Source organism: Bradyrhizobium sp. Ec3.3 (assembly GCF_000472925.1).
Taxonomy (GTDB): domain Bacteria; phylum Pseudomonadota; class Alphaproteobacteria; order Rhizobiales; family Xanthobacteraceae; genus Bradyrhizobium.
The window spans coordinates 17,949-40,713 of record NZ_AXAS01000048.1; the positions used below are offsets into that span (position 1 = coordinate 17,949).

Consider the following 22,765-nt stretch of genomic DNA (forward strand, 5'->3'; position numbering starts at 1 on the left):
CGGAATGACACCGTGGAAAAAGCATGCCGCAGCTCAAGGGAGCCCCACATGCACATGCCAGCCATCACTGCGTTCTATCTCGCGATCCTCGCCCTGCTCTATGCCGTCCTCGCGCTTCAGGTGATCCGGCTGCGACGGAGCAACAAGGCCGCCTTCAGCGACGGCGGCAACACGAGCTTGCGCAATGCGATCCGCGCCCACGCCAATTTCATGGAGTACGTGCCGATCATCACGCTGATGGTCGCCATGATCGAAATGTCCGGCGCCTCCACACTGCGCGTTCACCTCCTGATGGGCGCCCTGTTGGTGTCGCGGCTGATCCATCCCTTCGGCCTGTCCGCCGCGCCGAACTCGCTGCGGTTTCAGATCGGCCGCGTCGGCGGCATTTTCATCACCATCAGCCTGTTGATCACGTGTGCCTTGACGATCCTGTCGCGGCTGCCCTGGAGCGATTTCGCCGACGAAGTGTCGACGCAAGCCATTGCAGCAATTCACTTTTTACAGGTCATTCACATCATTTTGACACTGTAAAGATTTCGCTTGACCCTTGCCCTGGTCTGAACTATTGATCTTTACGTTGTAAAGATTGGCCTGATCGAGGCGGCTCATGACCATCTTCCTGATCCTTGCCCCCTATGGCGCCTTTGGCTTCCTGATGTTCATGACATCGGCCACCGCCAGCGTGTTCACGGCCTCCGCGATCTGCCTCGTCACCATCGCGATCGACGTTGCGCGCGGCCGCTCGGTGAAGATCCTCGCCGCCGGATCGGCGGTTCTGTTCGCCGGCATCGGTATCTATCTCTCGCTGCTCAATCCCATGCTGAGCGCGCTCGCGGTGAAATTCTCGCTCGATGCGGGCATCTTCGTGATCTCGCTCGGCTCGATGCTGGCCCGACACCCGTTCACGCTGCAATACGCCCTCGAAGAGGTCCCCGCCGAGACGGCGGCAATGCCCGGCTTCCTGCGTGCCAACTACATCATTACCGCCGCATGGACCGCGGCAGCGCTGTTGATGATGGCCTCCAACGCCGTGCTGCTCTACGTGCCCGGCCTGCCGATCTGGTCGGGCCTCGCGGTGGCCTTCGCCGCCCGCAACAGCGCGATGTATTTCACGAAATGGTATCCGGAGTACCGTAAGATCAAGTACGGTACGCCCGCGAGCGCGCTGCCCTCCTCCTAACTGACAGGACCGACGATGAAGGACGTATTCGCCCGCCTCGCCTCCGACTTCCTCTCGACCATCGTCTTCCTCGTCATCTATCTCGCCACCGACAACATCATCCTGGCAACGTCGGTGGCGATTGCGGGAGCGATCGCGCAGGTGATCTATGCCCGCGTCAAGGGCATCTCGCTCGGCTACATGACCTATGCCTCGCTCGCGCTGGTCATTGTGCTCGGCACCGTCACCATCCTCACGCAGGATCCGCGCTTCGTGCTGGCAAAGCCCTCGATCGCACATTTCGCGATCGGCGCGATCATGCTCAAGCCCGGCTGGATGCTGCGCTACATGCCGGCGCGGGTGACCGACGTCATTCCGGAACATGTCACCGCCGCAGGCTATGCCTGGGCCGTGCTGATGTTCGTACTCGGCGCCGGCACCATCGCGGTCGCCTGGACCGGCGATCTCAAATTGTGGGCGTTCTACGTCTCGGTCGTTCTCGTCAGCGCGAAGATCGCGGCCTTCGCCATCCAATACGTGATCTTCCGCATCATCATCACCAGCCGCCTGCGCGCCGCCGCCCGCGCCTGACTGCGGCGAAGAGAGCGTTAGGCAGCGGCTTTGAGTTGCGCTATACGCTCAACTCTGGACGGACCGCGTAACGCGGGCTCACCACGACAGTTTAGGGAGACGGGAATGGCTGTGGACGGCAACTGGAATCTGACCATGACGACGCCGATGGGTGAGCGCCAGGCGACGCTGAGCCTGACGAGCTCGGGCGGCACGCTCACCGGCACGCAGGGCGCGGAAGGCAACACCGCCGAGATCTTCGACGGTGCGGTCAGCGGCGATGCCGTCAACTGGAAGGTCTCGATCACCAATCCGATGCCGCTGACGCTCGAATTCGTCGGAACGGTCTCCGGCGACAGCATGAGCGGTGAGATGGGCATCGGCCCGATGGGCAGCTTCCCGTTCACGGGCACACGGGCCTAGCCCTCTTCACCCATGCGTGCTCTCCGCCTCATCGCTGCGACGGTCCTGTCCGTCGCAACAGCGGCGGCAGCTCGCGCGGACGACAACGAACCGGCGTGGCGCGCAAGCGCGCTCGTCCATGTGCCTGCGGGATATGTCGCGGGCGAGGCTTATCGCACCGATCCTGCAGGCCTCACCGGCTACCTCGCGGTCGATCGTGCCAATTCAAACGATCCGAAGACACCGGCGAGCGTGTTCGCACCGCGCCAGGTGCTTGTCGTCAAGCTCACGCCAGATGCGACGCGCGCGGTGTCGGCGGAGTTGAAGCCGCGCACCGATCCGGCACGCAGCAACCGCGACACCACGATGAGCGACCCCGACAGCGAAGAGAGCGAGTACGACAAGCTCCAGGCCGAGCTTGCAACGAAACGTGACGCGCTTCCCGATGGCACCGAGCCTTGCGATCTCGGCGGATGGTCCGAGGACAAGGACCCGAAAGGCCTCAACGTGCGCGCCGAGCCGACGGTAAAGGCGCGCGTGCTCGGCACGCTGCCCGCGCCCTATCGGCTCAAGATGGGCGGCAGCGAGAACACGCCTGACGGCGGCTGGCTCACCGAATTCCGCATCATCGGCTTCAAGGACGGCTGGTTTCTGATCGAGGGCGCGAAGCCGCCCGGCAGGGACTATGAAGACGACAGGAAATATCCGCGCAACGCGCCAAAACCCTATGCCGGGCGCGGCTGGGTCGCGGCCAACAAGGTTGGGGCGGCCTTCGCGAACGGCAGCACGCGCATGGGCGGATTATTCCAGGCCCCGTTCGTCGACGCCAAATGGACGCCGGCGAAGCGCGCGCTCGGCGGTGCGCTGGATACCGATGGTGGCCCCAAGCGCATTCTCGCCTGTAGCGGGCATTGGGGCCTCGTCGAGAGTCACGACGGCGTACGCGGCTGGTGGCGCTCACTTTGCTCCAACCAAGTTACGAATTGTAGCTGATCGCGGACGCGTCTGCGGTCATCGGCCACGGGGCCGATGCACTCCCGCCGTTGACCCCGGCCAGTACCGGGAGCAACATCGCGCGCACAACTCAAGATTTCAGTCGCAATCGATCCGACAGCAGGGTCATGTCACTGAGGGCCAACAGGCGACGTTGATGCCTCGAGCCCCTGACCTAGGCAATGTGCCAACCGTGGCACTATCAAGATCGGCTATGGTACAGCGAGCTTTGGCGCCGTGTCCTGAAACTCTCGAGCTCTGATTTCACGGAACGACACCAAGCGGCGTTGCGCCTCGTCCCACAGCACAAGCCTTACGCACCGAAAGCTCTGCAGGAGCGTTATATGACCGACCTCGCGCAGTTCCGGGTGGTCGCGTAGCACGTGTGGCAGCCGGTAAAAAGGGATACGACTGCAGAGATGGTGCACGTGGTGGATGCCGATGTTGGCTGTGAACCAGCGCAACAATATCGGAAGATCGTAATATGAGCTGCCGTACAGGGCGGCCTGATGCAGATTCCAGCGCTCGTCGCGCTCCCACGCGGTTTGCTCAAACTGATGCTGAACATAGAACAGCCATACGCCGGCCGTGGCGGCGAGCAGCATGATCGGGAGATGTACGAGCAGGAACGCCTTGATACCGATGAACCATGTGAGGGCGGCGGCGATCAGGGCAACACCGAGATTGGTTGCCATTGTGCTGGCCCAAGGCTGCCAACCGTCACGCATGAGGCCGACCGGGAGACGGTGTTGCAGGAGAAACAGATAGGCTGGTCCGAGCACGAACATGACCAGCGGGTGGCGGTAGAGTCGGTATTTCAGACGGCCCCACCGCGAACGGGCCTGGTATTCGCGCACTGTCAGGGTATCGATATCGCCGATACCGCGCCGGTCGAGGTTGCCGGTGGTGGCGTGATGGATCGCGTGGGCGCGGCGCCACCAGTCGTAAGGCGTCAGCGTGAGCACCCCAATGACGCGGCCGACCCAGTCGTTCACCAGACGATTGGCGAAAAAGGTGCCATGGCCGCAGTCGTGCTGGATCATGAACAGGCGCAAGAGAAAGCCAGCAGCAGGAATCGCGATAAGCAATGAAGCCCAGGCGTGGCCAAGGGAGAATGTGAACCAAGCTGCCGTCCATAACGTCACGAGCGGCAAAGCCGTGATCGCCAACTCAGCAATGCTGCGCACGTGATTTGGCGTCCGATAGCCGCCCAGAATGCGCGTCCAACGCCGGGTGTCGGGAGTCGCCAGACCTGAGTTATGTTTAATGCTCACGATGATATCCGAGGCCTACCTATCGCGCCCTGGGTGGACTGACTTTTCAGCCTCGCAGCTCGCAGAGAATATCCTTGACACCGTACACGTAAGACCCAGGCGCCGAGGGATCGGCACCCTTCGTCGGTTGATCTATTTTTTGGAGAAGGGGTCTGAAACGTGCGCGCCGTCAGCAACGAGGCGAAGCGACCCAGGTCGTCGGCCATCTGTCGATTGGGCCCGATATAGAACATGAATTGGAACGACGTCAAGGTCTGCGGCATCCGGCTTGCCGATGTCCGCTTTGGATCTTGGCTGCGTAAGAACGCGGTCGACCGGCGCAGCCCTGTACACGACCCTCCTGTTGAAGATGCGAGACGAGGGCTTGGTGAAGTTCGATATCCACAAGGGGCGATGGCTTATCGGGTGGTTTTGTGGAATTGTGGCGACCGTCCGACGTTGATCACCGAAGACTCACCGTGGTGCCCAGGAACGCCGCTCACACTTGAAGGATTGAGCGTCTCGCAGCACCCGATAGACCTCGAGCGGTTGCTCTGTGCGGCGACGGATTAGCCGCGACGATTTTTCTTTGCCTTCTTTCCAGGGGCACCTTTTGCGGGCCAAGCGCTTACTGGCCGCGATTGACCGGTGTGGCCGGGCTTGTCCCGGTGTTTCTTTTTCTTCCCGAATTCCGGCTCGCTGGCGAATTTCGACCCGCTGTCGCCGTGCGGCTTGCCGCGTTGCTTCGGTCCTGTCGCGTCACGAGACTTGTCGTTGCGACGAGCATGGTGATCGGTGTCGCCGGCGTCGCGCCGCGGCGCGTGTGGGCGCTTTTCCGAAGACGCCTCGCCTCGGGGAGCATCTGCCATCGGCTCGATGCGTATGCTGTCTTCCTTGTCCGGACGCCGGATCTTGATGGCGAAGGATTCCGCGACCCGCTCGGAAATCTCGAACTCGGTGGTGGTGTCCATAATCCGGATGGCGCCGATGTCGCGCTTGTCGATGCCGCCGCGGCGGCAAATCATCGGCAAGAGCCAGCGCGCCTCCGCATTCTTTCTTCGTCCAATGGCGGCGCGGAACCATACGCTGGCCTCCGCCATGCCGTGACGCGACGATGATTTTCCCGTCTTCGATCGGGGCGTGGCAGGACGGTCATCGCCGCGCGATGTGCGAGCATTCTCTCGACCTCGCCCGTCGCGCGGCCGACCGCTCCCCTCACCGGGATCGAGAATGTCTTCGGGCGAAGGAAGCCGCGCGCGATAGAGACGCGCGAGCGCGGCGGCGATATCCTCTGGCGACCGCTCGGCGAGCAAGGCTTGCGCCATTGCCAGATCGTCGGAGGTCGTCTCCTCGGTGAACACCGCATCCTTCAGCATGCGTTCGTGATCGAGCTTGCGGATTTCATCCGCCTGTGGAGCGGTGCCCCAGACGGCGTCGGTGCCGGACAGGTTCAGCAGCAGTTCCGCACGCCGTCGTCGTGCGGGCGGCACCAGCAGGACGCTGACACCCTTCCGGCCTGCACGGCCGGTGCGGCCCGAGCGATGCTGCATGACCTCCGCATCGTTCGGCAGATCCGCTTGAACGACGAGGTCGAGGCTCGGCAGATCGATGCCGCGCGCCGCCACGTCGGTCGCCACGCAGACGCGAGAACGTCCATCCCGCAACGCCTGCAGCGCCTGGGTTCGTTCGTTCTGCGTCAACTCGCCGGAGAGCGCGACCACGGAAAAACCGCGCTCGAGCAGTGCCGCCTGCAAATGCCTGACAGCATCTCTCGTGTTGCAAAACACCAGCGCGCTCGGCGACTCGAAGAAACGCAGGACGTTGACCACCGCGTGCTCGACGTCACCGGGAGCGATCCGGATGGCACGGTACTCGATATCGGCATGACCGCCTTCGTCGCCGGCGACCTCGATCCGGAACGCCTGTTGCTGATATTGCTTGGCCAGCGCGACGATGCCGCGCGGAAAGGTCGCCGAGAACAACAACGTGCGGCGCGTGTCCGGCGTGGTCTCGAGGATGAATTCCATATCCTCGCGAAAACCAAGATTGAGCATCTCGTCGGCCTCGTCGAGAACGACGGTCCTCAATTCCGAGATGTCGAGATGGCCGCGCCGCAAGTGATCGCTCAATCGGCCGGGCGTCCCGACCACGATGTGAGCGCCCGCGGCAAGCTCGCGCTGTTCGCGGCGCGGATCCATGCCGCCGACGCAGGAGACGACGCGCCCTTCCGCATGTTGATAGAGCCATGCGAGCTCGCGATGGACCTGCAAGGCGAGCTCACGGGTGGGCGCGACGATCAAGGCAAGCGGTGCGGCAGCCCGCTCGAAGCGCTCCAGGCTGCCGAGCAGATTCTTCGCAATGGCGAGCCCGTAGGCGATGGTCTTGCCCGAGCCGGTCTGGGCCGAAACGAGCAGGTCGCGGTCAACGGCTTCGTCCGCAAGTACGGCGATCTGAACAGGGGTCGGCCGGTCGTAGTTGCGGTCGGCGAGAGCGCGAGCGAGCGGCGGACTTGTGGTCGGGAATGACACGAGATGAATAGCCTTGTTTGGTTCAGGCGGAGCTTGGTTGGTTCAGGCAGAGATGGTCCGGCCGAACGAATGGAAGCCACGCGCGCGGCCGCACGCGTGGCGACTTGATCAGGATGCTTTGCGAACTCCTGCGAGGACGCGTGCTAGCCCAGGTTCAACTCCTTGAAGAAGTCGTTGCCCTTGTCGTCGATGATGATGAACGCCGGGAAATCGACCACTTCGATGCGCCAGATCGCTTCCATCCCGAGCTCGGGATATTCGAGCACCTCGACCTTCTTGATGCAGTGCTCGGCCAGGTTCGCCGCGGCGCCGCCGATCGAGCCGAGATAGAAGCCGCCGTACTTCTTGCAGGCCTCGCGCACGGCCGGCGCACGGTTGCCCTTCGCCACCATCACCATCGAACCGCCGGCGGCCTGGAACTGGTCGACGAAGGAATCCATGCGGCCCGCCGTGGTCGGACCGAACGCGCCGGAAGCGTAGCCCTCGGGCGTTTTCGCAGGACCCGCGTAGTAGACCGGATGGTTCTTGAAGTAATCCGGCAGCGGCTCGCCCTTTTCCAGCCGCTCGCGCAGCTTCGCGTGTGCGGAGTCGCGCGCGACGATCATGGTGCCGGTCATCGAGACCCGCGTCTTGATCGGATATTTCGCGAACGTCGCCAGAATGTCCTTCATCGGCTGGTTGAGGTCGATCTTGACGACCTCGCCGCCGAGCGTTTCTTCGACCTGCGGCAGATACTGCGCCGGATTGTGCTCGAGCTCCTCGATATAGATGCCGTCCTTCGTGATCTTGCCGAGCACCTGGCGATCGGCCGAGCAGGACACGCCGAGCCCGATCGGCAGCGAGGCGCCATGGCGCGGCATGCGGATCACGCGCACGTCGTGGCAGAAATACTTGCCGCCGAACTGCGCGCCGACGCCGAGCGACTGCGTCATCTTGTGGATTTCCTGCTCCATCTCGACGTCGCGGAAGGCGTTGCCATCAGGCGAGCCGTGGGTCGGCAGCGCATCGAGATAGCGTGCGGAGGCGAGCTTCACCGTCTTCATGCAGAGCTCGGCCGAGGTGCCGCCGATCACGATCGCGAGGTGATAGGGCGGGCACGCCGCTGTGCCGAGCGTCAGCACCTTCTCCTTGAGGAAGGCGAGCAGCCGGTCTCTGGTCAGCACCGAGGGCGTTGCCTGGAACAGGAAACTCTTGTTGGCCGAGCCGCCGCCCTTGGCCATGAACATGAACTTGTAGGCGTCATCGCCCTCGGCGTAGATCTCGCACTGCGCCGGCATGTTGTTTGCGGTGTTCTTCTCCTCATACATCGACAGCGGAGCGACCTGCGAGTAGCGCAGGTTGCGGCGCAAGTAAGCGTCGCGCGCGCCTTCCGACAGCGCCGCCTCGTCCTCGCCGTCGGTGATGACGTTGCAGCCCTTCTTGCCCATGATGATCGCGGTGCCGGTGTCCTGGCACATCGGCAGGACGCCGCCGGCGGCGATGTTGGCGTTCTTCAGGAAGTCGAGCGCGACGAACTTGTCGTTCGGGCTGGCTTCGCCGTCCTCCAGGATCGCGCGGAGCTGCTTCAGATGCCCTGGGCGCAAATAGTGGTTGATCTCGCCAAAGGCCGCCTCCGACAGCGCCCGCAGCGCCTCGCGCGACACCACCAGCATGTCCTTGCCCAGCACTTTCTCGACCCGCACGCCCTCGGTCGAAATCTTCTTGTAGGGCGTCTCGTCCTTGCCGAGCGGAAACAGCGGGGTGTGCTTGTAGGGCGGAACGGGCTGGGACTGGTCGGGAAAGGCGGTGGGAGCGTTCATGGTCTGGTCTCGGGGTTAGGTCGGCTGGGCGCGACAAAAGGCGCCAACGTTTGAACCCTTCTAAGCACTTTTCCCACAAAGGGAAGGTTTTCGGACGCCCTCCAGCAATCGAAATGACGAATGCCTGCCCCTGCGATTACACCTGACACCATCCCGGTCCCGGCCCTGCCGATACGCCGCCCGTTCGGCCTCTTGATGGTCCTCTTCGCCGTCGCGGCGCTGGAGGCTTTTGACGGCTTGTCCAGCGTTTCGACGCTGTTTGGCGACATGTCGGAGATCCCTGGCCCCGGTCTCGGTGGATTCCTGATCAAGGCACATATCGCCACGCATCCCGTGCTGGCGCTGGCGGCGCTCGCCTGCGCGGCCATGGGACACCTGCGTGGCGCAATCCTCGCACTTGCCGCCATCATCATGATGACCTGGCTGAACCACATGCCTTCGGTGGTTCTGCACGGCTTCGACGTCGCCGGCATCGGCGCCTTCCAGACCCCGGCCGAAATCATCGCCTTCCCGCTGATGGCCGCCTGCGCCATAGCCTGCGCGCTCCGCAATCAGCGCCTCGCTCTCGCCACGCTGCTCGTCAGCGTACCGACGCTGTTCAACATGATGATGTTGGTTGCCTTTGCGGTGGGCGTGGCGATCTATGGGTTCTGAAAAACCGGCGCATTGGGCCCGCATAACCGACAACGCGACACTTGCGCTTCGGGCGCTCCAACGCTTTTATAGCGCCGAAGGGGCTTTTCATCATGATTTTCAAATTCGACGTTCGCGGCGCGATTCTGGCCGCCGCTGCAATCACCGGCCTTGTCACCCTCGCCTCGCCTGCGCGCGCGGACCAGTGCGATGACATCGCAAAGCAGCTCGGCAATGCCATCGACGGGCTGAAGGTCAACTTCAAGGCCGCCAACATCATCTACCTCACTCACCCTGCGGCGAAGGAATTGTCGCTCGGCTGTCGCGCGCAAGGGCAGACCTACTCCAACGAGCTCTATGCCAAGGGCGACCGGCGGCCGACGTCGCAGTTCTATGATCTGGTCGCCTCGGCGGCGGCAATCATCTTCACGCTGCCGAAGGACGACACCACGACCGGTGCGACGCGCTGCCTGAAGCGCATGGGCATCTTGCGCGGCGACAAGGTGTCGATGCGCTACAAGCGGCTGAACATGGAGTGCACACGCACCAAGACCGAAGCCTCGATCGCGATCACGCGGCCGAAGGACGAGTAGACGGAGTCCCTCTCCTCACGATCGGGCACCGTCGCGACGTCGGGTCCACAAACTCCGTCATTGCGCAATGACGGGGAAAGAGCGGTGCTCTTGCTGAGGCGCTCTTGATTGCGGTGATAAAGGCTGCCGTCCTGCGGCTGACGCAGAAAAATCCCTCGCATTTTAACGATCTGCTTCACGGAAGGTTCGGCTCCCGCAGGTCATGTTCGCGTGTTTCTATCTGTGAGGATTTGCGTGATGAGTGTTTCCAGCGTTACGCCGCCGCCGATCGCGATCGTGGCGCCGAACTACGACACGACCCAGCAGCAGGACGACCAGACCAAGGCCAACGATTCCGATTCCAGCTATCAGCCGCCGCCGGCGCCGCCGCTGCCGCCGGGCCAGGGCACGCGGATCGATCAGTACGCCTAACCTCGGCTCTCGCCCGCCTTCAAGCCGCATCTTTGCCAGATAGCGGCGCTAGCATCATGTGCGAATTGCAGGGAACCGCGCATGATCGCAAGACTGCTCTTGCAGAACTCGATCGTCGTTGTCGCAATGGGCGCGCTACTGTTCGCGTCCGCCGGCACGCTGGACTGGCCCTCCCTGTGGGTGTGGCTGATCACCTCTGCACTGCTCGGCCCGGTCTGCGGCTGGTGGCTGTACCGGCTCGATCCGGCACTCCTCGCCGAACGCCTCCGCCCGGTCATCCAGAAAGACCAGCCGGCCGCCGACAAGGTCTTCATGGCCGTGTTCATCCTGGCGATGGTGGCCTGGCTTGTCACGATGGGGCTGGAGCGGCGCTATCGCGCCTCCGACATGCCGGTCGCGTTGCAGGTGCTGGGCTTCGTGCTGAGCCTGCTCTCGACGGCCTGCATTCTTTGGGTGTTTCGCGAGAACTCGTTCGCCGCACCCGTGGTGAAGCTGCAAACCGAGCGCGCGCAGCACGTGGTCTCGAGCGGACCCTATGCCTATGTGCGGCATCCCATGTACAGCGGCATGGTGCTGTTCTTCCTCGGCGTGCCGCTGCTGGTCGGCTCATGGTGGGGCGTCGCGATGCTGCCGCTGTTCCTCGTCTTGTTTGCGATCCGCATCCGCATCGAGGAGCGCACCCTGATCCAGGGCCTGCCCGGCTATGCCGACTATGCGCTGCGCGTGCGCCATCGGCTGCTGCCGGGCGTCTGGTGAGCATGATCCGGAAAAAGTGTGCAGCGGTTTTCCCTCGCGACAAACGCGGAACGCGTTTGCGCGGAGATCATGCTCAATACAATAAACCTAGCACGATGATGATCCGCTTACGCGTCGAGCTCCTTGTAGCGGCGGAAGATGCCCTGCTCGTTGAAGGGAATGCGGCGCTCGCATGCGAGATAGGCCTTGATGTTCGGCCGAGCTGCGACGCGCTCGCGCAGCGCGACGAGGCCGGGGATCTCCTTCTCGAAGGCGCGCATGCGTTTTGGAAACGCGTAGCGCAGGCCGTCGACGATCTGAAACAGCGAGAGATCGGCGTAGGTGAGCTTGCGGCCGGTGACGTAGACACCGCCATTGGTATCGAGAAGCTCCCTCGAAATAGCCGAGATACTTTGGCACGCGCTCCTTCCAGAATTCGGCCGTGCGCTTCTTCGCAGCCGGCCGCGCGTCCTCGTAGTAGAGCGACGGCCCGAGCGGATGATGGGTGTCGTGGATCTCCAGCACGAAATCGGCGATCGTGAGCTGGAGCTGATGCAGCCACAATTTGCCGGCCTCGGTCTTTGGCGCGAGGCCATGGCGGCTGCCCAAATAAAGCAGGACGTTGGCGGTCTGGCCGATGACGAGCTTGCCGGCTTTCAGGAACGGCGGCGCAAAGGGCGGCGTCCCTCCTTGCGCATCCATCATCTTCATCATCGCAGCCGTGCCGCGCGGCCCGCGCGCCACGTCGACATAGGCCGCCCCCGCCTCCTCCAGCGCCAGCCGCACATATTCGCCGCGGCCCTGGATCTCGGGCCAGTAATAAAGCTCGTATTTCATGAGGGGCAGTCCTGTGATTGGGCCGATGCGAGCGTAGCACGCGACCCAAACACCGTCATTCCGGGGCGGTCCGAAAGGACCGAACCCGGAATCTCGAGATTCCGGGTTCGATGCTTCGCATCGCCCCGGAATGACCTTCGGTCAATTCGCCGCGAAGCAGTAGAGCAGCCCGTCGCCGCCGGTGCTCTTCAGGTCGGCCTGCGAGCAGCCGCCTTCCGGTCCGCGCGAGGGATGCGAGCTGTTCCAGGATTTCGAGGGCTCGTCGTCGCGCAGGCCCCGGCGATCGAGATGGCCGACCATCGCGGCGCCTTGCGTGCTCGACGTCCAGTTCTTGCAGGTGCGATCATCCGGACCGGCAAACGCAGTGCCGTCGGATTGCGAGCCCGTGAGGACGTCGTGCCGGTTCGGCTGGTCGCCAACACCATTGATCCCCTCGCCCTTCTCGCTCAGCGCGGTCTGCTTGGTGAGGTTATTGGCCGGGCTGTGCAGATCGGCAACGTCCTTGGCGATCACGACCCCCTTCGCATTCTGCCACGGTCCCTTGCCGATGCGGTCGCGCGCGTTGACGGCCGGCTTGCCGTCTGCGGCTTGTGTCGAAAGGTACGCATGCCAGGTCTTGGTGCCGGCGCCGGCGGATTGCGCGAGCTTCTGGCATTGCGCGTCGGCACCATCGAGACCGCCGAGATCGGCGCCCTTGCCGGGCCCGCTGGAGGTAACGAAGAAGGTTATGCCGGCCGATTGCGCGAGTGCCGGCGGCGCCGCGACCAAGGCAAGCGCGGCCACAGCGAGTGCGGGGCGTAACGGGTTCGCACGTTTCATCAAACGGGTCATCTCTTCCTCCAGTTGTGTTTCTTTGGCCGCCGCCCTAGTCGAACCCGCCGCGCGCGAGATTATTCCGCCGCCGCGGCGCCAAGCGGGCACAACAAAAAAGGCGCCGTGCCGGAGCACGACGCCCTTGTTCGTTGATTTGCGAGCGATCAGTTGGTCTGCTGGATCGCCGAAAGTTCCCAGTTGCTGCCGGGCCGGCGCGCGAAGGTCCAGACCTCGGTGACTTCGCTCGGCTGCTCGCTGCCGGCGACGATCGCGCCGGTGTTGCGGTCGACCGTCTTGTCGGTCAGCGCGAAGCGCATCGCGACGGTGGCATAGTCGGTCACGTCCTCGCGCCAGGCTTCCGCCAGGTCGCCCTGCAACAGTTTTACGTTGGAAGTCTTGTTGACGACGTTGCGGGCGCGGTTCTCGGCCAGATCCTTCTCGAAATAGGCAACCATTTCCGGCGTCGCGAGCGTATGCAGTTTTGCGACATCCTCGTTCGACCAGGCGGCCTGGATATCCCCGAGCAGGCGCTCGAAGGCCTCATAATCGGCCGGCTGGATCTCCAGCGGCGCGTTGTTGGCGCCGAGCCCGAAACCAAGTCCGCTGCGATAGCTCGGCTGCGGTCCGCTGCCTGCGCCCGCGCCAGCATAGGCCGTCTGCGGCGTGTGACGGCGCTGCCACCAGGACATCGCCATCCGCACCAGGAACACCACCAGCACGATCTGGAGAATCAGCCCGAGGATCGACGACAGGCCGCCCAGCCCACCGAACAGGCCGCCGCCGAACAACAGGCCGAACAGGCCGGCGCCGATGAAGCCCGCCGCGAGCCCGCGCAGCATGCTGCCGCCCGGACGGTTGAACATGCCGCCGCCCATCGGGGCGGTCGAGTTCGCGCCCGGCTGGCTATAGGTGCGGTTGAAGGGTGTGGCCGTGCCCGGCGCCGTCGAGGTCGACGGCGGCGCGGAGAAGGTTCGCGAACCGCGCGAGCCTGACGAGAAGCCGCCACCGACGCGTGCATCGGCGGATGTGATCGCGAGCGCGGTCGGCAGCGCCAGCGCCAGCGCGACGGCCATCGCCTTCACGAGACTGCGGCTGCGTAACGAGAAATTCATGTGCGTTTCCCAAATCCCCGACATGGGGAAGTGCCCCTAAGATGGGCAGTGGAACACAAAAGTGAAGCCGGTTTCGGAAACCGCGGCTGCGGCCCTCAGTCGCGGGTGGTGCGGAATTACCCCCCGCAATAACGGCTGCGCCCCTCCGCGCGTCATTGCGAGGAGCGAAGCGACGAAGCAATCCAGAATCCCGCTGCGGAATGCCTCTGGATTGCTTCGCGGAGCCTGTCATCGGGCCGCGCTACGCGCGGACCCGGTGGCTCGCAATGACGGGAGATTGGGTAAACAGAACCTCACCCCGCCTTCATCGTCTCCTTCACGGCGGCGACGAGCTGGCTCAGCGTGAACGGTTTTGGCAGGAAGTCGAACTGCTGGCCTTCGGGCAGGCTCTTCTCGAAGGCGTCCTCGGCGTAGCCGGAGACGAAGATGAACTTGATGTCGGGGTTCTTCTCCCGCATCGCCTTCAGAAGCGTCGGACCATCCATCTCCGGCATCACGACGTCGGAGACGACGAGATCGATCGCTCCGCTCTGCTCGTCCAGCACCTCCATGGCCTCGACGCCGTTCTCGGCCTCGACCACGGTGTAGCCGCGTGAGCGCAGGCCGCGCGCGTTGAGTGCGCGCAGGCCCTCCTCGTCCTCGACGAGCAGGATGGTGCCCTGCCCCGTGAGGTCGGTGCGCGGCTTGGCTTCGGCCGCGGGCGCTTCTTTGGCCGCGCCGTCGGTCGCGGCGACCGCGGCCGTGCCGGTCACCGGCGTCTCGACCTGCGCTTCGGGTTCGGCATGGTGCCGCGGCAGGAAGATGTGGAACGAGGTACCTTTGCCCGGCTCGGAATCGACGTAGATGAAGCCGCCGGTCTGCTTGACGATGCCGTAGACGGTGGACAGCCCGAGGCCCGTGCCCTTGCCGACCTCCTTGGTCGAGAAGAACGGCTCAAAGATCTTGTCGCGGATGTCGGCGGGGATGCCGGTGCCGGTGTCGGCGACCTCGATCCGCACATAGTCCGCCGCCGGCATGCCCTTATAGGCGAGCTTGCCCGCTTCGTCCGTGGCGACGTTGGCGGTGCGGATGATCAGCTTGCCGCCGTCGGGCATCGCATCGCGCGCGTTGACGGCGAGATTGACGATGACCTGCTCGAACTGGGAGACGTCGACCTTGACCGGCCAGAGGTCGCGGCCGTGGACGAGATCGAGCTTCACCTTCTCGCCGATCAGCCGGCGGAGCAGCATGGTGAGATCGGAGAGCGCATCGCCGAGATCGAGCACCTGCGGCCGCAGCGTCTGCCGGCGCGAGAACGCCAGCAGCTGCCGCACCAGGGTCGCAGCCCGCGTCGCGTTCTGCTTGATCTGCATGATGTCCTGGAACGACGGATCGGTCGGCTTGTGCGCGTTGAGCAGGAAGTCGTTCGCCATCATGATGGCGGACAGCACGTTGTTGAAGTCGTGGGCGATGCCGCCGGCGAGTTGGCCGACCGTCTCCATCTTCTGCGACTGGTTGATCTGGTTCTCCAGCGCACGCCGCTCGGTGGTCTCGAGCATGTGCACAATCGCGGCCTCGGCGTCGTTCTCGCCCTCGTCGACCGGCGTGACGAAGAACTGTCCCCAGCGCTCCTTCGTTCCCTCCAGCGCAACCTCGACCGGCGCGATGTCGCCCTTCCCTTCGGCGGCCTGGTTGATCGCCGCGATCAGCAGGTTCCGATCGCGCGAATTGATCGCGCGGAAGATCGACCTGCCGGCGCTGTCGAGGCCAAGGCCCTGCGCCAGCTTGGCGTAACGCGCGTTCGCCCGCACGACGTTGCCGCCGCGATCGACGGTGGCGATCGCCATCGGCGTGTGGTCGAAGAAGCGCATGAAGCGCACCTCGGCGGCGCGGTCGGGATCGCTGCGCTCGTCGCGGGCGCGGCTGATCACGAGGGTACGCGACGGGCCCGGCGTGCCGTCGGCTCCGAAGGCCAGCTTGTGGTAGAGCCGCACCGGCATGGTCTTGCCGGTTCGCATGCGCAGGTCGATGTCGAAGACTTCCGTCTTCACCTCACCCGGCACCGCCACGATCGAGGTCAGCAGCGAGGCGCCATCACCGGAGACGATGTCGGTGAGCTTGAGGCCGCCCGAGCCGATCTCGGCGAGATCATAGTCGAGCCAGTTGGCGAGCGTCGCGTTGACGTAAGCGAGCTCGCCGGCCGGATTGACGGAGAAGAAGCCGCACGGCGCGTGATCGAGATATTCGATCGCGTGCTGGAGCTCCTGGAACACGTCCTCCTGGCGCTCGCGGTCGCGGGTAATATCGGCGATCGACCATACCGCATATCTGGCCTCGCGCTTGCCCGTGCCGAGCGGACGCACCCGCATGCGCAGCCAGCGCCCCTGGCTGCCGTCATGGCCGGAGATCCGCACCTCTTCCTGCTGCCGCTTGCCTTCGCGCGCGGCCTTCAGCAGGCGGAACACGGCCTCCGACACATCAGGGTTGCCGATGAAGACGCGCTCGACGGGCCGCACGTCCTGCGGGCCGGAAGCGCCGGTCATGGTCAGATAGGCCGCATTGGAATAGACGACATGGCCGCGCGGATCGGTTACCGCGAGCCCGTCGAAGGCATGATCGGAAATGCGAGCAATGATGGGATCGTCGAGATTGCGGTCGGCGAAACGAACGATGCCGGCCGCAAAGGCGAACAGGTTGAACAGACCGACCATCGCCAGCACGGCGAGGATGCCGAGGATATAGGGCTGCGCCTGCGTCCGGCCGAGCGTCATCAGCCCGACGGCGACTGCCACGAGCGTCGCCGCCACCAGGAACACCAGCGCGATGCTGCCCGAGCGCTGCGGCGGCTCATGCACCGCAACAGGCTCGCGTGACACGTTGTGGTCGGTTTCGGCGGTCATCCCAGGTCAGCGCAGCCTGTCGGCAGGAAAAGAATGCGCGAACCGCGCGCAACGGGCCCTCCCTGCCTGAATCGGACCCGCAGGCGCAAGGGCGGCAAGGGCGAAACGTACGCTGATTCCCAGTTTACGGCCATTTCCGGTACTTTTCGGGTGCCTTATTGCCGTCCGGCGCCGAATCCGCGCTTCAGCCGCATGACGTAGCCGATGACCTCGGCAACAGCATGGTAGTGCTCGACCGGGATTTCCTGGTCGATCTCGACTGTGGCATAGAGCGCGCGCGCCAGCGGCACGTTCTCGACGATCGGAATGTCGTGCTTGCGGGCGACCTCCCTGATCTTGAAGGCGAGATTGTCGACGCCCTTGGCGACGCAGATCGGCGCCTGCATGCCGCGTTCGTAGGAGAGCGCCACCGAATAGTGGGTCGGGTTGGTGATGATCACGGAGGCCTTCGGAACCGCCGCCATCATGCGCTTCTTGGCACGCTGCTGCCGGAGCTGCCTGATCTTGCCCTTGATGTGCGGGTCGCCTTCGGACTGCTTGAACTCCTCCTTGATCTCCTGGAGCGACATCTTTTGGCGCTGGAACCAGCTGCGATACTGGAAGAAATAGTCGGCGATCGCGATGATCGCGAGCGCCGCGACCACTGCGCCGAGCAGATGGATGGTCATGTTGGTGGTGGCGCCCAGCATGGCGACCGGGTCGAGCTTGACCATCGCCTCCATGCGGTGCCGCTCCGGCCACAGGATCATGGTCATGACCGCGCCGAGCACGATCAGCTTGCCGATGCCTTTGAGGAAGTTCGCCGCCGCCTGCTTGCCGAAAATGCGCTTCATGCCGGCGGCGGGCGAGAGCTTGCTGAATTTGGGCTTCAGGGATTCGGCAGACCACACCAGGCGGTGCTGGAGCATGTTGCCGGCGATGGCCGCCAGCACCAGCATCAGCAATGGCACGCCGACCGCGGCGACCACCGCGACTTCGATCTGCTGCATCAGCGCGAGCAGGTTCCCGCCGTCGGTCTTGATCATCCAGGAATTGGCGAGCAGGTTGCGCATCGGCGTCACCAGCCCGCTGCCGACCGAGCCCGAGAAGGTCGAGACCACGAGCGTGCCGCCCGCGATCATGAACCAGGTGTTGATCTCCTGGCTCTTGGCGACGTCGCCGCGCTCGAGCGCCTCCTCGAGACGTTTTTGCGTCGGATCTTCTGTTTGACTCTCGGGATCGTTGTCTTCAGCCATCGATCACCCATTACTTGAGTGGCATCATCTGGTGCATCACACCGATGAAATAGTCGAGGAAGGTACCCATCATCGCCGCGAGCACCACGGCGAGCACCAAAAAGCCGGCGAAGATCGAGAGCGGCACGCCGACGAAATAGACCTGCATCTGCGGCATCAGCCGCGCCAGCACGCCAAGCCCGATATTGAAGACGAGGCCGAACACCAGGAACGGTCCGGAGAGCTGCAAGCCCAGGCGGAAGGCGGCGGCGAAGGCGCGCGTCGCCAGCGAAGCGACATCGCCGCTTGCCATCGTCTCGCCCGGCGCGAAGATCGCATAGCTGTCGTTGAGCGCGGCGATCACGAGATGATGGCTGTCGGTCGCGAACAGCAGCGTCACGCCCAGCATGGTCAGGAAGTTGCCGACCAGCACGCCCTGCTGGCCCTGCGTCGGATCGACCGAGGTGACGAAGCCGAGTCCCATCTGCTGCGCGATCACGGCGCCGGCGACCTGGAGGGCGGCAAGCGTCACGCGCGCGGTCGCGCCCAGCACGATGCCGATCGCGATCTCATGCAGCATCAGCACCAGGAGCGAGGAGATCGAGCCCATGTCGACATGATAGGCGTTGCGATGCAGCGGCAGGATGATCAGGGTGAGCAGCAGCGCGATCGACAGCTTGATGCGCGTTGGAATGTTGGTCTCGCCCAGCCCCGGCAGCAGCATCACCATCGCGCCGACCCGGGCGAAGGCGAGCATGAAGGCTGCGGCGAGCGCCGGCAGCAGCGAGATGTCGATGCGCATGACACACGCATTGTGCCTCAGCCGCCGATGATTCGCGACGATATCCGCAGCATGTGGGAGTGGAGCGCGTCGGCCATGAACGGCAGCGCCAGCAGCATGGTCGCGAAGATCGCGAGGATTTTCGGCACGTAGATCAGGGTCTGCTCCTGGATCTGCGTGAGCGCCTGGAATAGCGACACCACGACACCAACCACGAGCCCCACCACCATCAGCGGCGACGACACGATCACGATCGTCCAGATCGCATCCCGCGCCACGTCAAGCGTTTCAGGTCCGGTCATTGCAAAATCCTCTATTCAACACTCGCCTTCCCACCGCTGTCGCGAGGGAGCCACGCCCTCTCCCGTCATTGCGAGCGCAGCGAAGCAATCCAGAGAGGCATCCGCGGAAAGATTCTGGATTGCTTGGCTGCGCTCGCAATGACGAGTGTGAGAAACTCAGATCGCCATCTTCATGATGTCTTCATAGGACTGGATCACCCGGTCGCGAACCGACACCAGGGTCGAGACGGCGACATCGGTTTCGGCCACCGCCGTCACCACATCCATGACGTTGGCCTTGCCGCTCGCCATGGCCACGGTCTGCGCATCGGACTTGCGGCCGGAGTCCATGACGCTGCCGATGGAGTCCTTGAGCAGCGCGGCGAAGGACGGGCCATTCGTCTCCGATCCCTTGCCTGCGGCGCTGTTCTCCAGCACGCGCGCGAGGTTGGCGTAGGCGTTCGCGGCAATCGTCGGTGAAGCCATGGCTTTGAGCCTCCTGTTCAGGCCTTGAGGATGTCGAGCGTGCGCTGGATCATCCGGCGCGTTGCACTGATGATGTTGAGATTGGCTTCATAGGACCGCTGCGCGTCGCGCATGTCGGTCATTTCGACCACCGAGTTCACGTTCGGATATTTGACGTTGCCGCTCGCGTCGGCGGCTGGATTGTTCGGCTCGTATTTGACGCGGAAGTTGGACTGGTCGGGCTTGATCTTGCCGAGGGTGACGACTTGCGCGTCCAGCGTGCGGTCGAGCGCGGAGGAGAAGGTCGGCACCTTGCGCCGGTAGGGATCGCCGCCGGCGGTCTGAGCAGTGGAGTCCGCGTTCGCGATGTTCTCCGAGATCACCCGCATGCGCCCGGCCTGCGCGCGCAGGCCGGAGGTCGCAATCGCCATCGAGCGGGCAAAGTCGCTGCTGTCATTCGCCATGATGCGCTTCCGCTAGCTCTAACCTTTACCGATCGCGGTCTTCAGAAGGTGCAGGCTTTTGGAGTAGAGCGAGGTCGCGGCCGCGTAATCCATCTGGTTCGAGGCGGACTTCATCATTTCCTCCTCGAGATTGACGGCATTGCCCGCAGGACGTGTCTCGAAGCCCGCATTCTTGTTCTGGTCGAAGCTCGACGGCGCGCCCGACGGCGTCATGTGCGAGGCGCTGGTGCGGGCCATCGCGAGCGGCCCCATGGAGCCGGTGACCGCGCCGGCCTTGTCGAACTTGGGCTCGACCAGGTCGCGCGGCCGGAAGTTGGGCGTGTCGGAATTGGAGACGTTCTCGGACAGGACGCGCTGGCGTTCCTGGTGCCACTGCATCTTGGTGCGAAGCGCCGAGAGCACCGGAAGGTCGTTGATGGACATGGCTTGCGGCTCCTTGCCCCGGATCAGGCCCGGAGCTAGGCAGAATTTGCCGCGTGTATGGTTAATGGCTGGTTAAGAGGTTGGCGGCAGATATCCCTCCTTGAGACGCCAAGGTTTCGCCCCGTGATTCTACGCTTCCAAAACGCTCGTTAACCCAATCGCTTGGCTCCGGAACAATCCCCAAGAAGTCGTTTTGGATCGGGCGATTCATGGGTTATTAAGAACTGGGGACGGCAGAACTTGCCGTGAGGTGTTAAGGGATCGAACTTCTGGGGCGTCGCGGGCTTGTGGTCGGGATGGATTTCGACCATTGGCCGCATGAGACAAGCGCCATTTGCCGGGGACAAGCATGCAAGGCCCTTTGACCTTTATCTTAGCGTTCATCGTCGTTCTGGCGCTGATCGGCCTGGCCGCGTGGCTGGTTCGCCGATTCGCGACGAACCGGCTGGGCGCCAACACCCAGCGCGGCCGGATGCCCCGGCTTGCCGTGATCGATGCCGCCGCCGTCGATGGCCGTCGCCGCCTGGTGCTGGTCCGGCGCGACAATGTCGAACATCTCCTGATGATCGGCGGCCCGACCGACATCGTCGTCGAGCCCAACATCGTGCGTGCAGCCCCGAGCCGCGATCAGTTGCCGCAACGGGCCGGGAACGCCGAGCCGCCGCCGCGCCTCGCTCCATTGCCGGAACCCGCCGCTTGGGATGAGCCTTCGCCGCGCCCCGAGCTTCTCGACCAACCCGAGCCGCAGATGCCCGAGCCGTCGCCGCGGCCTGCGCGTCCCTCCTTCGCCGACGAAGTGCGCCGGCCTGCGCCTGCGCCTGCGCTCGCCGAGCGTCGCAGTGATCCGTTCGCCGGCTTCACCGCCGAGCCGGTCACGCCGCGCCCCGAGCGCGAGCCACAGGTCAGGCCCGAGCCGATGCCGCCGCGTGTCCCGCGCGGCGAGCCGATGATGCCGCGCCCGCCGCGCCAGAGCGAGCCGCCCAAGGTCCCGCCGGTGCGCGCCGCCGCGCCGCCACCGCCTCCCCCGGCGCCTCCCGCCCCGCCGGCGCCTCCCTCGCCGGCCGTGCCCTCGAGCGCCGAGCAGAATCTCGCCGAGATGGCGCAGCGGCTCGAGGCCGCCCTGCGCCGGCCCGCCGGCGAGACGGTCGCGCCTCCCGTTGCGCCCGAGCCGCCCGCACCCGCGGTGCGCCCGTCACGCAACGAGGCGCCTGCCCCGGCCGCACCCGCAAAGACGAGCTTTGAAAATCTCGAAGACGAGATGGCCTCCCTGCTCGGCCGCCCGAAGCCATCTTCGTGAGGCACTCGGCTTTCCCGCGTAGAGTTTTTTTCCTTCCTGTCCTGATCGGCGCCGCTCTCCTGGCGGCGCCTGCGCATGCGCAGGACATCAGCATCAATCTCGGCGGCCAGGGGGGCGGCGGCGTCACCGAGCGCGCGATCCAGCTCATCGCGCTGCTCACGGTGCTGTCGATCGCGCCGTCGATCCTGGTCATGATGACGTCGTTCACGCGCATCGTGGTCGTGCTGTCGCTGCTTCGCACCGCCATGGGCACCGCGACCGCGCCGCCGAACTCCGTGATCATCGCGCTCGCGATGTTCCTCACCTTCTTCGTGATGGGACCGGTCCTGCAGAAATCCTATGACGAGGGCATCAAGCCGCTGGTCGCCAACCAGATCGGCGTCGAGGACGCGCTCCAGCTTGCCTCAGTCCCCCTGCGTGGCTTCATGCAGAAGAACGTGCGCGAGAAGGATCTGAAACTCTTCATGGACCTCTCCGGCGAGCCGCCGCCGGCAACCCCCGACGAGCTCGCGCTCCGCATCCTCATCCCCTCGTTCATGATCTCCGAGCTGAAGCGCGCCTTCGAGATCGGCTTCCTCCTGTTCCTCCCCTTCCTGATTATCGATCTCGTCGTCGCCTCCGTCCTGATGTCGATGGGCATGATGATGCTGCCGCCAGCGGTGGTGTCGCTGCCGTTCAAGTTGATCTTCTTCGTGCTGGTCGACGGCTGGTCGCTGGTGGCGGGAAGCCTGGTGCAGAGTTACGGGGGGTAGCGGGCGGACGGCCACGGGGCAAACGTCTCCTGCTTTCGTCGAGAACCTCAGGCCCCTCCCCGTCATTGCGGAGGATGTGGCGGCAGCTTGCGACAACAATTGCCGGCCGGCGCTGCGGCTGCCCACCCTACCCCTTCACGTCATATTGCTTGCTGAGGTGATCGCCGATCTGCACGAGCATGGCGACGCATTCGGGGTAGCCGGGCTTGTCGATGGTGGCCTGGTCGGACTCGTCGCGGAACTCCCAGCTGTCGCCATCGCGGAGAACGATGATCTTCATGCCGTCCGAACAATCGGCATGGACCTTCAATTCGGCTTTCGCCATGGCGATCAGTTCGGCTTCGGTCTTGACGGGCTTGCTCATGTCCACG

General features: G+C 64.3%; 25 protein-coding genes and 1 pseudogene. 12 read left to right on the top strand and 14 right to left on the bottom strand.

Annotated features, from left to right (window positions below; translation table 11 throughout):
• Positions 1-48 precede the first annotated feature (48 nt).
• The 5 genes from YUU_RS52590 to YUU_RS0133640 all read left to right on the top strand — a co-directional run bounded on the left by YUU_RS52590 (position 49) and on the right by YUU_RS0133640 (position 3,124).
• Complete coding sequence (locus tag YUU_RS52590) at positions 49-531, top strand: MAPEG family protein (RefSeq protein WP_051390024.1); 483 nt, start codon at positions 49-51, stop codon at positions 529-531.
• A gap of 76 nt (positions 532-607) precedes the next feature.
• Positions 608-1,180 carry a hypothetical protein gene (locus YUU_RS0133625; protein WP_027526292.1) on the top strand — a complete coding sequence of 191 codons (573 nt, stop codon included), beginning with the start codon at positions 608-610 and terminating at the stop codon, positions 1,178-1,180.
• Between the two features lie 15 nt (positions 1,181-1,195).
• Complete coding sequence (locus tag YUU_RS0133630; RefSeq protein WP_027526293.1) at positions 1,196-1,750, top strand: inner membrane-spanning protein YciB; 555 nt, start codon at positions 1,196-1,198, stop codon at positions 1,748-1,750.
• Positions 1,751-1,855: 105 nt separating this feature from the next.
• Entirely contained in the window at positions 1,856-2,152 is a 297-nt protein-coding gene (locus YUU_RS0133635) for a hypothetical protein (protein ID WP_027526294.1), read from the top strand.
• A 12-nt stretch (positions 2,153-2,164) separates the two neighbouring features.
• Positions 2,165-3,124 carry a hypothetical protein gene (locus YUU_RS0133640; RefSeq protein ID WP_027526295.1) on the top strand — a complete coding sequence of 320 codons (960 nt, stop codon included), beginning with the start codon at positions 2,165-2,167 and terminating at the stop codon, positions 3,122-3,124.
• A 212-nt stretch (positions 3,125-3,336) separates the two neighbouring features.
• Here YUU_RS0133640 and YUU_RS0133645 read toward each other — a convergent pair whose 3' ends face one another.
• Positions 3,337-4,398: a fatty acid desaturase gene (locus YUU_RS0133645; protein ID WP_027526296.1), complete on the bottom strand. Its 1,062-nt coding sequence runs from the start codon at positions 4,396-4,398 to the stop codon at positions 3,337-3,339.
• 231 nt (positions 4,399-4,629) lie between these two features.
• Between YUU_RS0133645 and YUU_RS59145 the strand changes: the two genes are divergently transcribed.
• A complete protein-coding gene (locus tag YUU_RS59145; protein ID WP_156944648.1) occupies positions 4,630-4,950 on the top strand; it encodes a hypothetical protein in 321 nt (106 codons plus the stop codon).
• Here YUU_RS59145 and YUU_RS0133655 read toward each other — a convergent pair.
• Both YUU_RS0133655 and YUU_RS0133660 read right to left on the bottom strand, forming a co-directional pair.
• Positions 4,947-6,905, bottom strand: a complete 1,959-nt coding sequence (locus YUU_RS0133655) for a DEAD/DEAH box helicase (RefSeq protein ID WP_027526297.1) — start codon at positions 6,903-6,905, stop codon at positions 4,947-4,949. The genes YUU_RS59145 and YUU_RS0133655 overlap by 4 nt on opposite strands.
• Positions 6,906-7,048: 143 nt before the next feature.
• Positions 7,049-8,704, bottom strand: a complete 1,656-nt coding sequence (locus tag YUU_RS0133660; protein WP_027526298.1) for a fumarate hydratase — start codon at positions 8,702-8,704, stop codon at positions 7,049-7,051.
• A gap of 120 nt (positions 8,705-8,824) precedes the next feature.
• On the opposite strand from YUU_RS0133660, the gene YUU_RS0133665 reads away from it, so the two are divergent.
• From YUU_RS0133665 to YUU_RS0133680, 4 genes are all read left to right on the top strand, one after another.
• A complete protein-coding gene (locus YUU_RS0133665; protein WP_027526299.1) occupies positions 8,825-9,358 on the top strand; it encodes a hypothetical protein in 534 nt (177 codons plus the stop codon).
• 92 nt (positions 9,359-9,450) lie between these two features.
• Positions 9,451-9,930 carry a hypothetical protein gene (locus YUU_RS0133670; RefSeq protein ID WP_027526300.1) on the top strand — a complete coding sequence of 160 codons (480 nt, stop codon included), beginning with the start codon at positions 9,451-9,453 and terminating at the stop codon, positions 9,928-9,930.
• A gap of 237 nt (positions 9,931-10,167) precedes the next feature.
• The gene (locus YUU_RS60460; RefSeq protein ID WP_198031875.1) at positions 10,168-10,341 is read left to right on the top strand and encodes a hypothetical protein; all 174 of its coding nucleotides are present in this window, start codon (positions 10,168-10,170) and stop codon (positions 10,339-10,341) included.
• 81 nt (positions 10,342-10,422) lie between these two features.
• Entirely contained in the window at positions 10,423-11,097 is a 675-nt protein-coding gene (locus YUU_RS0133680; RefSeq protein WP_027526301.1) for an isoprenylcysteine carboxylmethyltransferase family protein, read from the top strand.
• Between the two features lie 107 nt (positions 11,098-11,204).
• Here YUU_RS0133680 and YUU_RS52595 read toward each other — a convergent pair.
• From YUU_RS52595 to flgB, 10 genes and pseudogenes are all read right to left on the bottom strand, one after another.
• Positions 11,205-11,913, bottom strand: a pseudogene (locus YUU_RS52595) (glutathione S-transferase).
• Positions 11,914-12,054: 141 nt separating this feature from the next.
• A complete protein-coding gene (locus YUU_RS0133690) occupies positions 12,055-12,744 on the bottom strand; it encodes a lectin (protein ID WP_027526302.1) in 690 nt (229 codons plus the stop codon).
• Positions 12,745-12,890: 146 nt separating this feature from the next.
• The gene (locus YUU_RS0133695) at positions 12,891-13,862 is read right to left on the bottom strand and encodes a TIM44-like domain-containing protein (protein WP_027526303.1); all 972 of its coding nucleotides are present in this window, start codon (positions 13,860-13,862) and stop codon (positions 12,891-12,893) included.
• Between the two features lie 269 nt (positions 13,863-14,131).
• Complete coding sequence (gene cckA, locus YUU_RS0133700; protein ID WP_027526304.1) at positions 14,132-16,717, bottom strand: cell cycle histidine kinase CckA; 2,586 nt, start codon at positions 16,715-16,717, stop codon at positions 14,132-14,134.
• Between the two features lie 155 nt (positions 16,718-16,872).
• Positions 16,873-17,952 carry a flagellar biosynthesis protein FlhB gene (flhB, locus tag YUU_RS0133705; protein WP_027526305.1) on the bottom strand — a complete coding sequence of 360 codons (1,080 nt, stop codon included), beginning with the start codon at positions 17,950-17,952 and terminating at the stop codon, positions 16,873-16,875.
• A 10-nt stretch (positions 17,953-17,962) separates the two neighbouring features.
• A complete protein-coding gene (fliR, locus tag YUU_RS0133710; RefSeq protein WP_027526306.1) occupies positions 17,963-18,733 on the bottom strand; it encodes a flagellar biosynthetic protein FliR in 771 nt (256 codons plus the stop codon).
• A gap of 17 nt (positions 18,734-18,750) precedes the next feature.
• Complete coding sequence (fliQ, locus tag YUU_RS0133715; protein WP_007612284.1) at positions 18,751-19,014, bottom strand: flagellar biosynthesis protein FliQ; 264 nt, start codon at positions 19,012-19,014, stop codon at positions 18,751-18,753.
• Between the two features lie 156 nt (positions 19,015-19,170).
• On the bottom strand, positions 19,171-19,479 hold the full coding sequence (gene fliE, locus YUU_RS0133720; protein ID WP_027526307.1) for a flagellar hook-basal body complex protein FliE: 309 nt from the start codon (positions 19,477-19,479) through the stop codon (positions 19,171-19,173).
• A 17-nt stretch (positions 19,480-19,496) separates the two neighbouring features.
• On the bottom strand, positions 19,497-19,922 hold the full coding sequence (flgC, locus tag YUU_RS0133725) for a flagellar basal body rod protein FlgC (protein ID WP_027526308.1): 426 nt from the start codon (positions 19,920-19,922) through the stop codon (positions 19,497-19,499).
• 18 nt (positions 19,923-19,940) lie between these two features.
• Complete coding sequence (gene flgB, locus YUU_RS0133730; RefSeq protein ID WP_027526309.1) at positions 19,941-20,345, bottom strand: flagellar basal body rod protein FlgB; 405 nt, start codon at positions 20,343-20,345, stop codon at positions 19,941-19,943.
• 349 nt (positions 20,346-20,694) lie between these two features.
• Here flgB and YUU_RS0133735 point away from each other — a divergent pair, with 349 nt between their 5' ends.
• Positions 20,695-21,642, top strand: a complete 948-nt coding sequence (locus YUU_RS0133735; protein WP_027526310.1) for a flagellar biosynthetic protein FliO — start codon at positions 20,695-20,697, stop codon at positions 21,640-21,642.
• Positions 21,639-22,394, top strand: coding sequence for a flagellar type III secretion system pore protein FliP (gene fliP, locus YUU_RS0133740; RefSeq protein WP_027526311.1), 756 nt, complete (start codon positions 21,639-21,641; stop codon positions 22,392-22,394). The genes YUU_RS0133735 and fliP overlap by 4 nt, the downstream gene beginning before the upstream one ends.
• 127 nt (positions 22,395-22,521) lie before the next feature.
• On the opposite strand, the gene YUU_RS0133745 is transcribed toward fliP, so the two are convergent.
• Positions 22,522-22,758, bottom strand: a complete 237-nt coding sequence (locus YUU_RS0133745; RefSeq protein ID WP_027526312.1) for a hypothetical protein — start codon at positions 22,756-22,758, stop codon at positions 22,522-22,524.
• Positions 22,759-22,765 lie beyond the last annotated feature (7 nt).

Coding starts and splice junctions, on each gene's coding strand:
- YUU_RS0133690 (WP_027526302.1), bottom strand. CDS start 12,744: ATGACCCGTTTGATGAAACGTGCGAACCCGTTACGCCCCGCACTCGCT.
- fliQ (WP_007612284.1), bottom strand. CDS start 19,014: ATGACCGGACCTGAAACGCTTGACGTGGCGCGGGATGCGATCTGGACG.
- YUU_RS0133680 (WP_027526301.1), top strand. CDS start 10,423: ATGATCGCAAGACTGCTCTTGCAGAACTCGATCGTCGTTGTCGCAATG.
- flgB (WP_027526309.1), bottom strand. CDS start 20,345: ATGTCCATCAACGACCTTCCGGTGCTCTCGGCGCTTCGCACCAAGATG.
- YUU_RS0133640 (WP_027526295.1), top strand. CDS start 2,165: ATGCGTGCTCTCCGCCTCATCGCTGCGACGGTCCTGTCCGTCGCAACA.
- YUU_RS0133660 (WP_027526298.1), bottom strand. CDS start 8,704: ATGAACGCTCCCACCGCCTTTCCCGACCAGTCCCAGCCCGTTCCGCCC.
- flgC (WP_027526308.1), bottom strand. CDS start 19,922: ATGGCGAATGACAGCAGCGACTTTGCCCGCTCGATGGCGATTGCGACC.
- flhB (WP_027526305.1), bottom strand. CDS start 17,952: ATGGCTGAAGACAACGATCCCGAGAGTCAAACAGAAGATCCGACGCAA.
- YUU_RS0133745 (WP_027526312.1), bottom strand. CDS start 22,758: ATGAGCAAGCCCGTCAAGACCGAAGCCGAACTGATCGCCATGGCGAAA.
- YUU_RS0133665 (WP_027526299.1), top strand. CDS start 8,825: ATGCCTGCCCCTGCGATTACACCTGACACCATCCCGGTCCCGGCCCTG.
- YUU_RS0133630 (WP_027526293.1), top strand. CDS start 1,196: ATGAAGGACGTATTCGCCCGCCTCGCCTCCGACTTCCTCTCGACCATC.
- YUU_RS0133695 (WP_027526303.1), bottom strand. CDS start 13,862: ATGTCGGGGATTTGGGAAACGCACATGAATTTCTCGTTACGCAGCCGC.
- YUU_RS0133625 (WP_027526292.1), top strand. CDS start 608: ATGACCATCTTCCTGATCCTTGCCCCCTATGGCGCCTTTGGCTTCCTG.
- fliR (WP_027526306.1), bottom strand. CDS start 18,733: ATGCGCATCGACATCTCGCTGCTGCCGGCGCTCGCCGCAGCCTTCATG.
- YUU_RS0133735 (WP_027526310.1), top strand. CDS start 20,695: ATGCAAGGCCCTTTGACCTTTATCTTAGCGTTCATCGTCGTTCTGGCG.
- YUU_RS52590 (WP_051390024.1), top strand. CDS start 49: ATGCACATGCCAGCCATCACTGCGTTCTATCTCGCGATCCTCGCCCTG.
- YUU_RS0133670 (WP_027526300.1), top strand. CDS start 9,451: ATGATTTTCAAATTCGACGTTCGCGGCGCGATTCTGGCCGCCGCTGCA.
- YUU_RS0133635 (WP_027526294.1), top strand. CDS start 1,856: ATGGCTGTGGACGGCAACTGGAATCTGACCATGACGACGCCGATGGGT.
- fliE (WP_027526307.1), bottom strand. CDS start 19,479: ATGGCTTCACCGACGATTGCCGCGAACGCCTACGCCAACCTCGCGCGC.
- cckA (WP_027526304.1), bottom strand. CDS start 16,717: ATGACCGCCGAAACCGACCACAACGTGTCACGCGAGCCTGTTGCGGTG.
- YUU_RS59145 (WP_156944648.1), top strand. CDS start 4,630: ATGAATTGGAACGACGTCAAGGTCTGCGGCATCCGGCTTGCCGATGTC.
- YUU_RS60460 (WP_198031875.1), top strand. CDS start 10,168: ATGAGTGTTTCCAGCGTTACGCCGCCGCCGATCGCGATCGTGGCGCCG.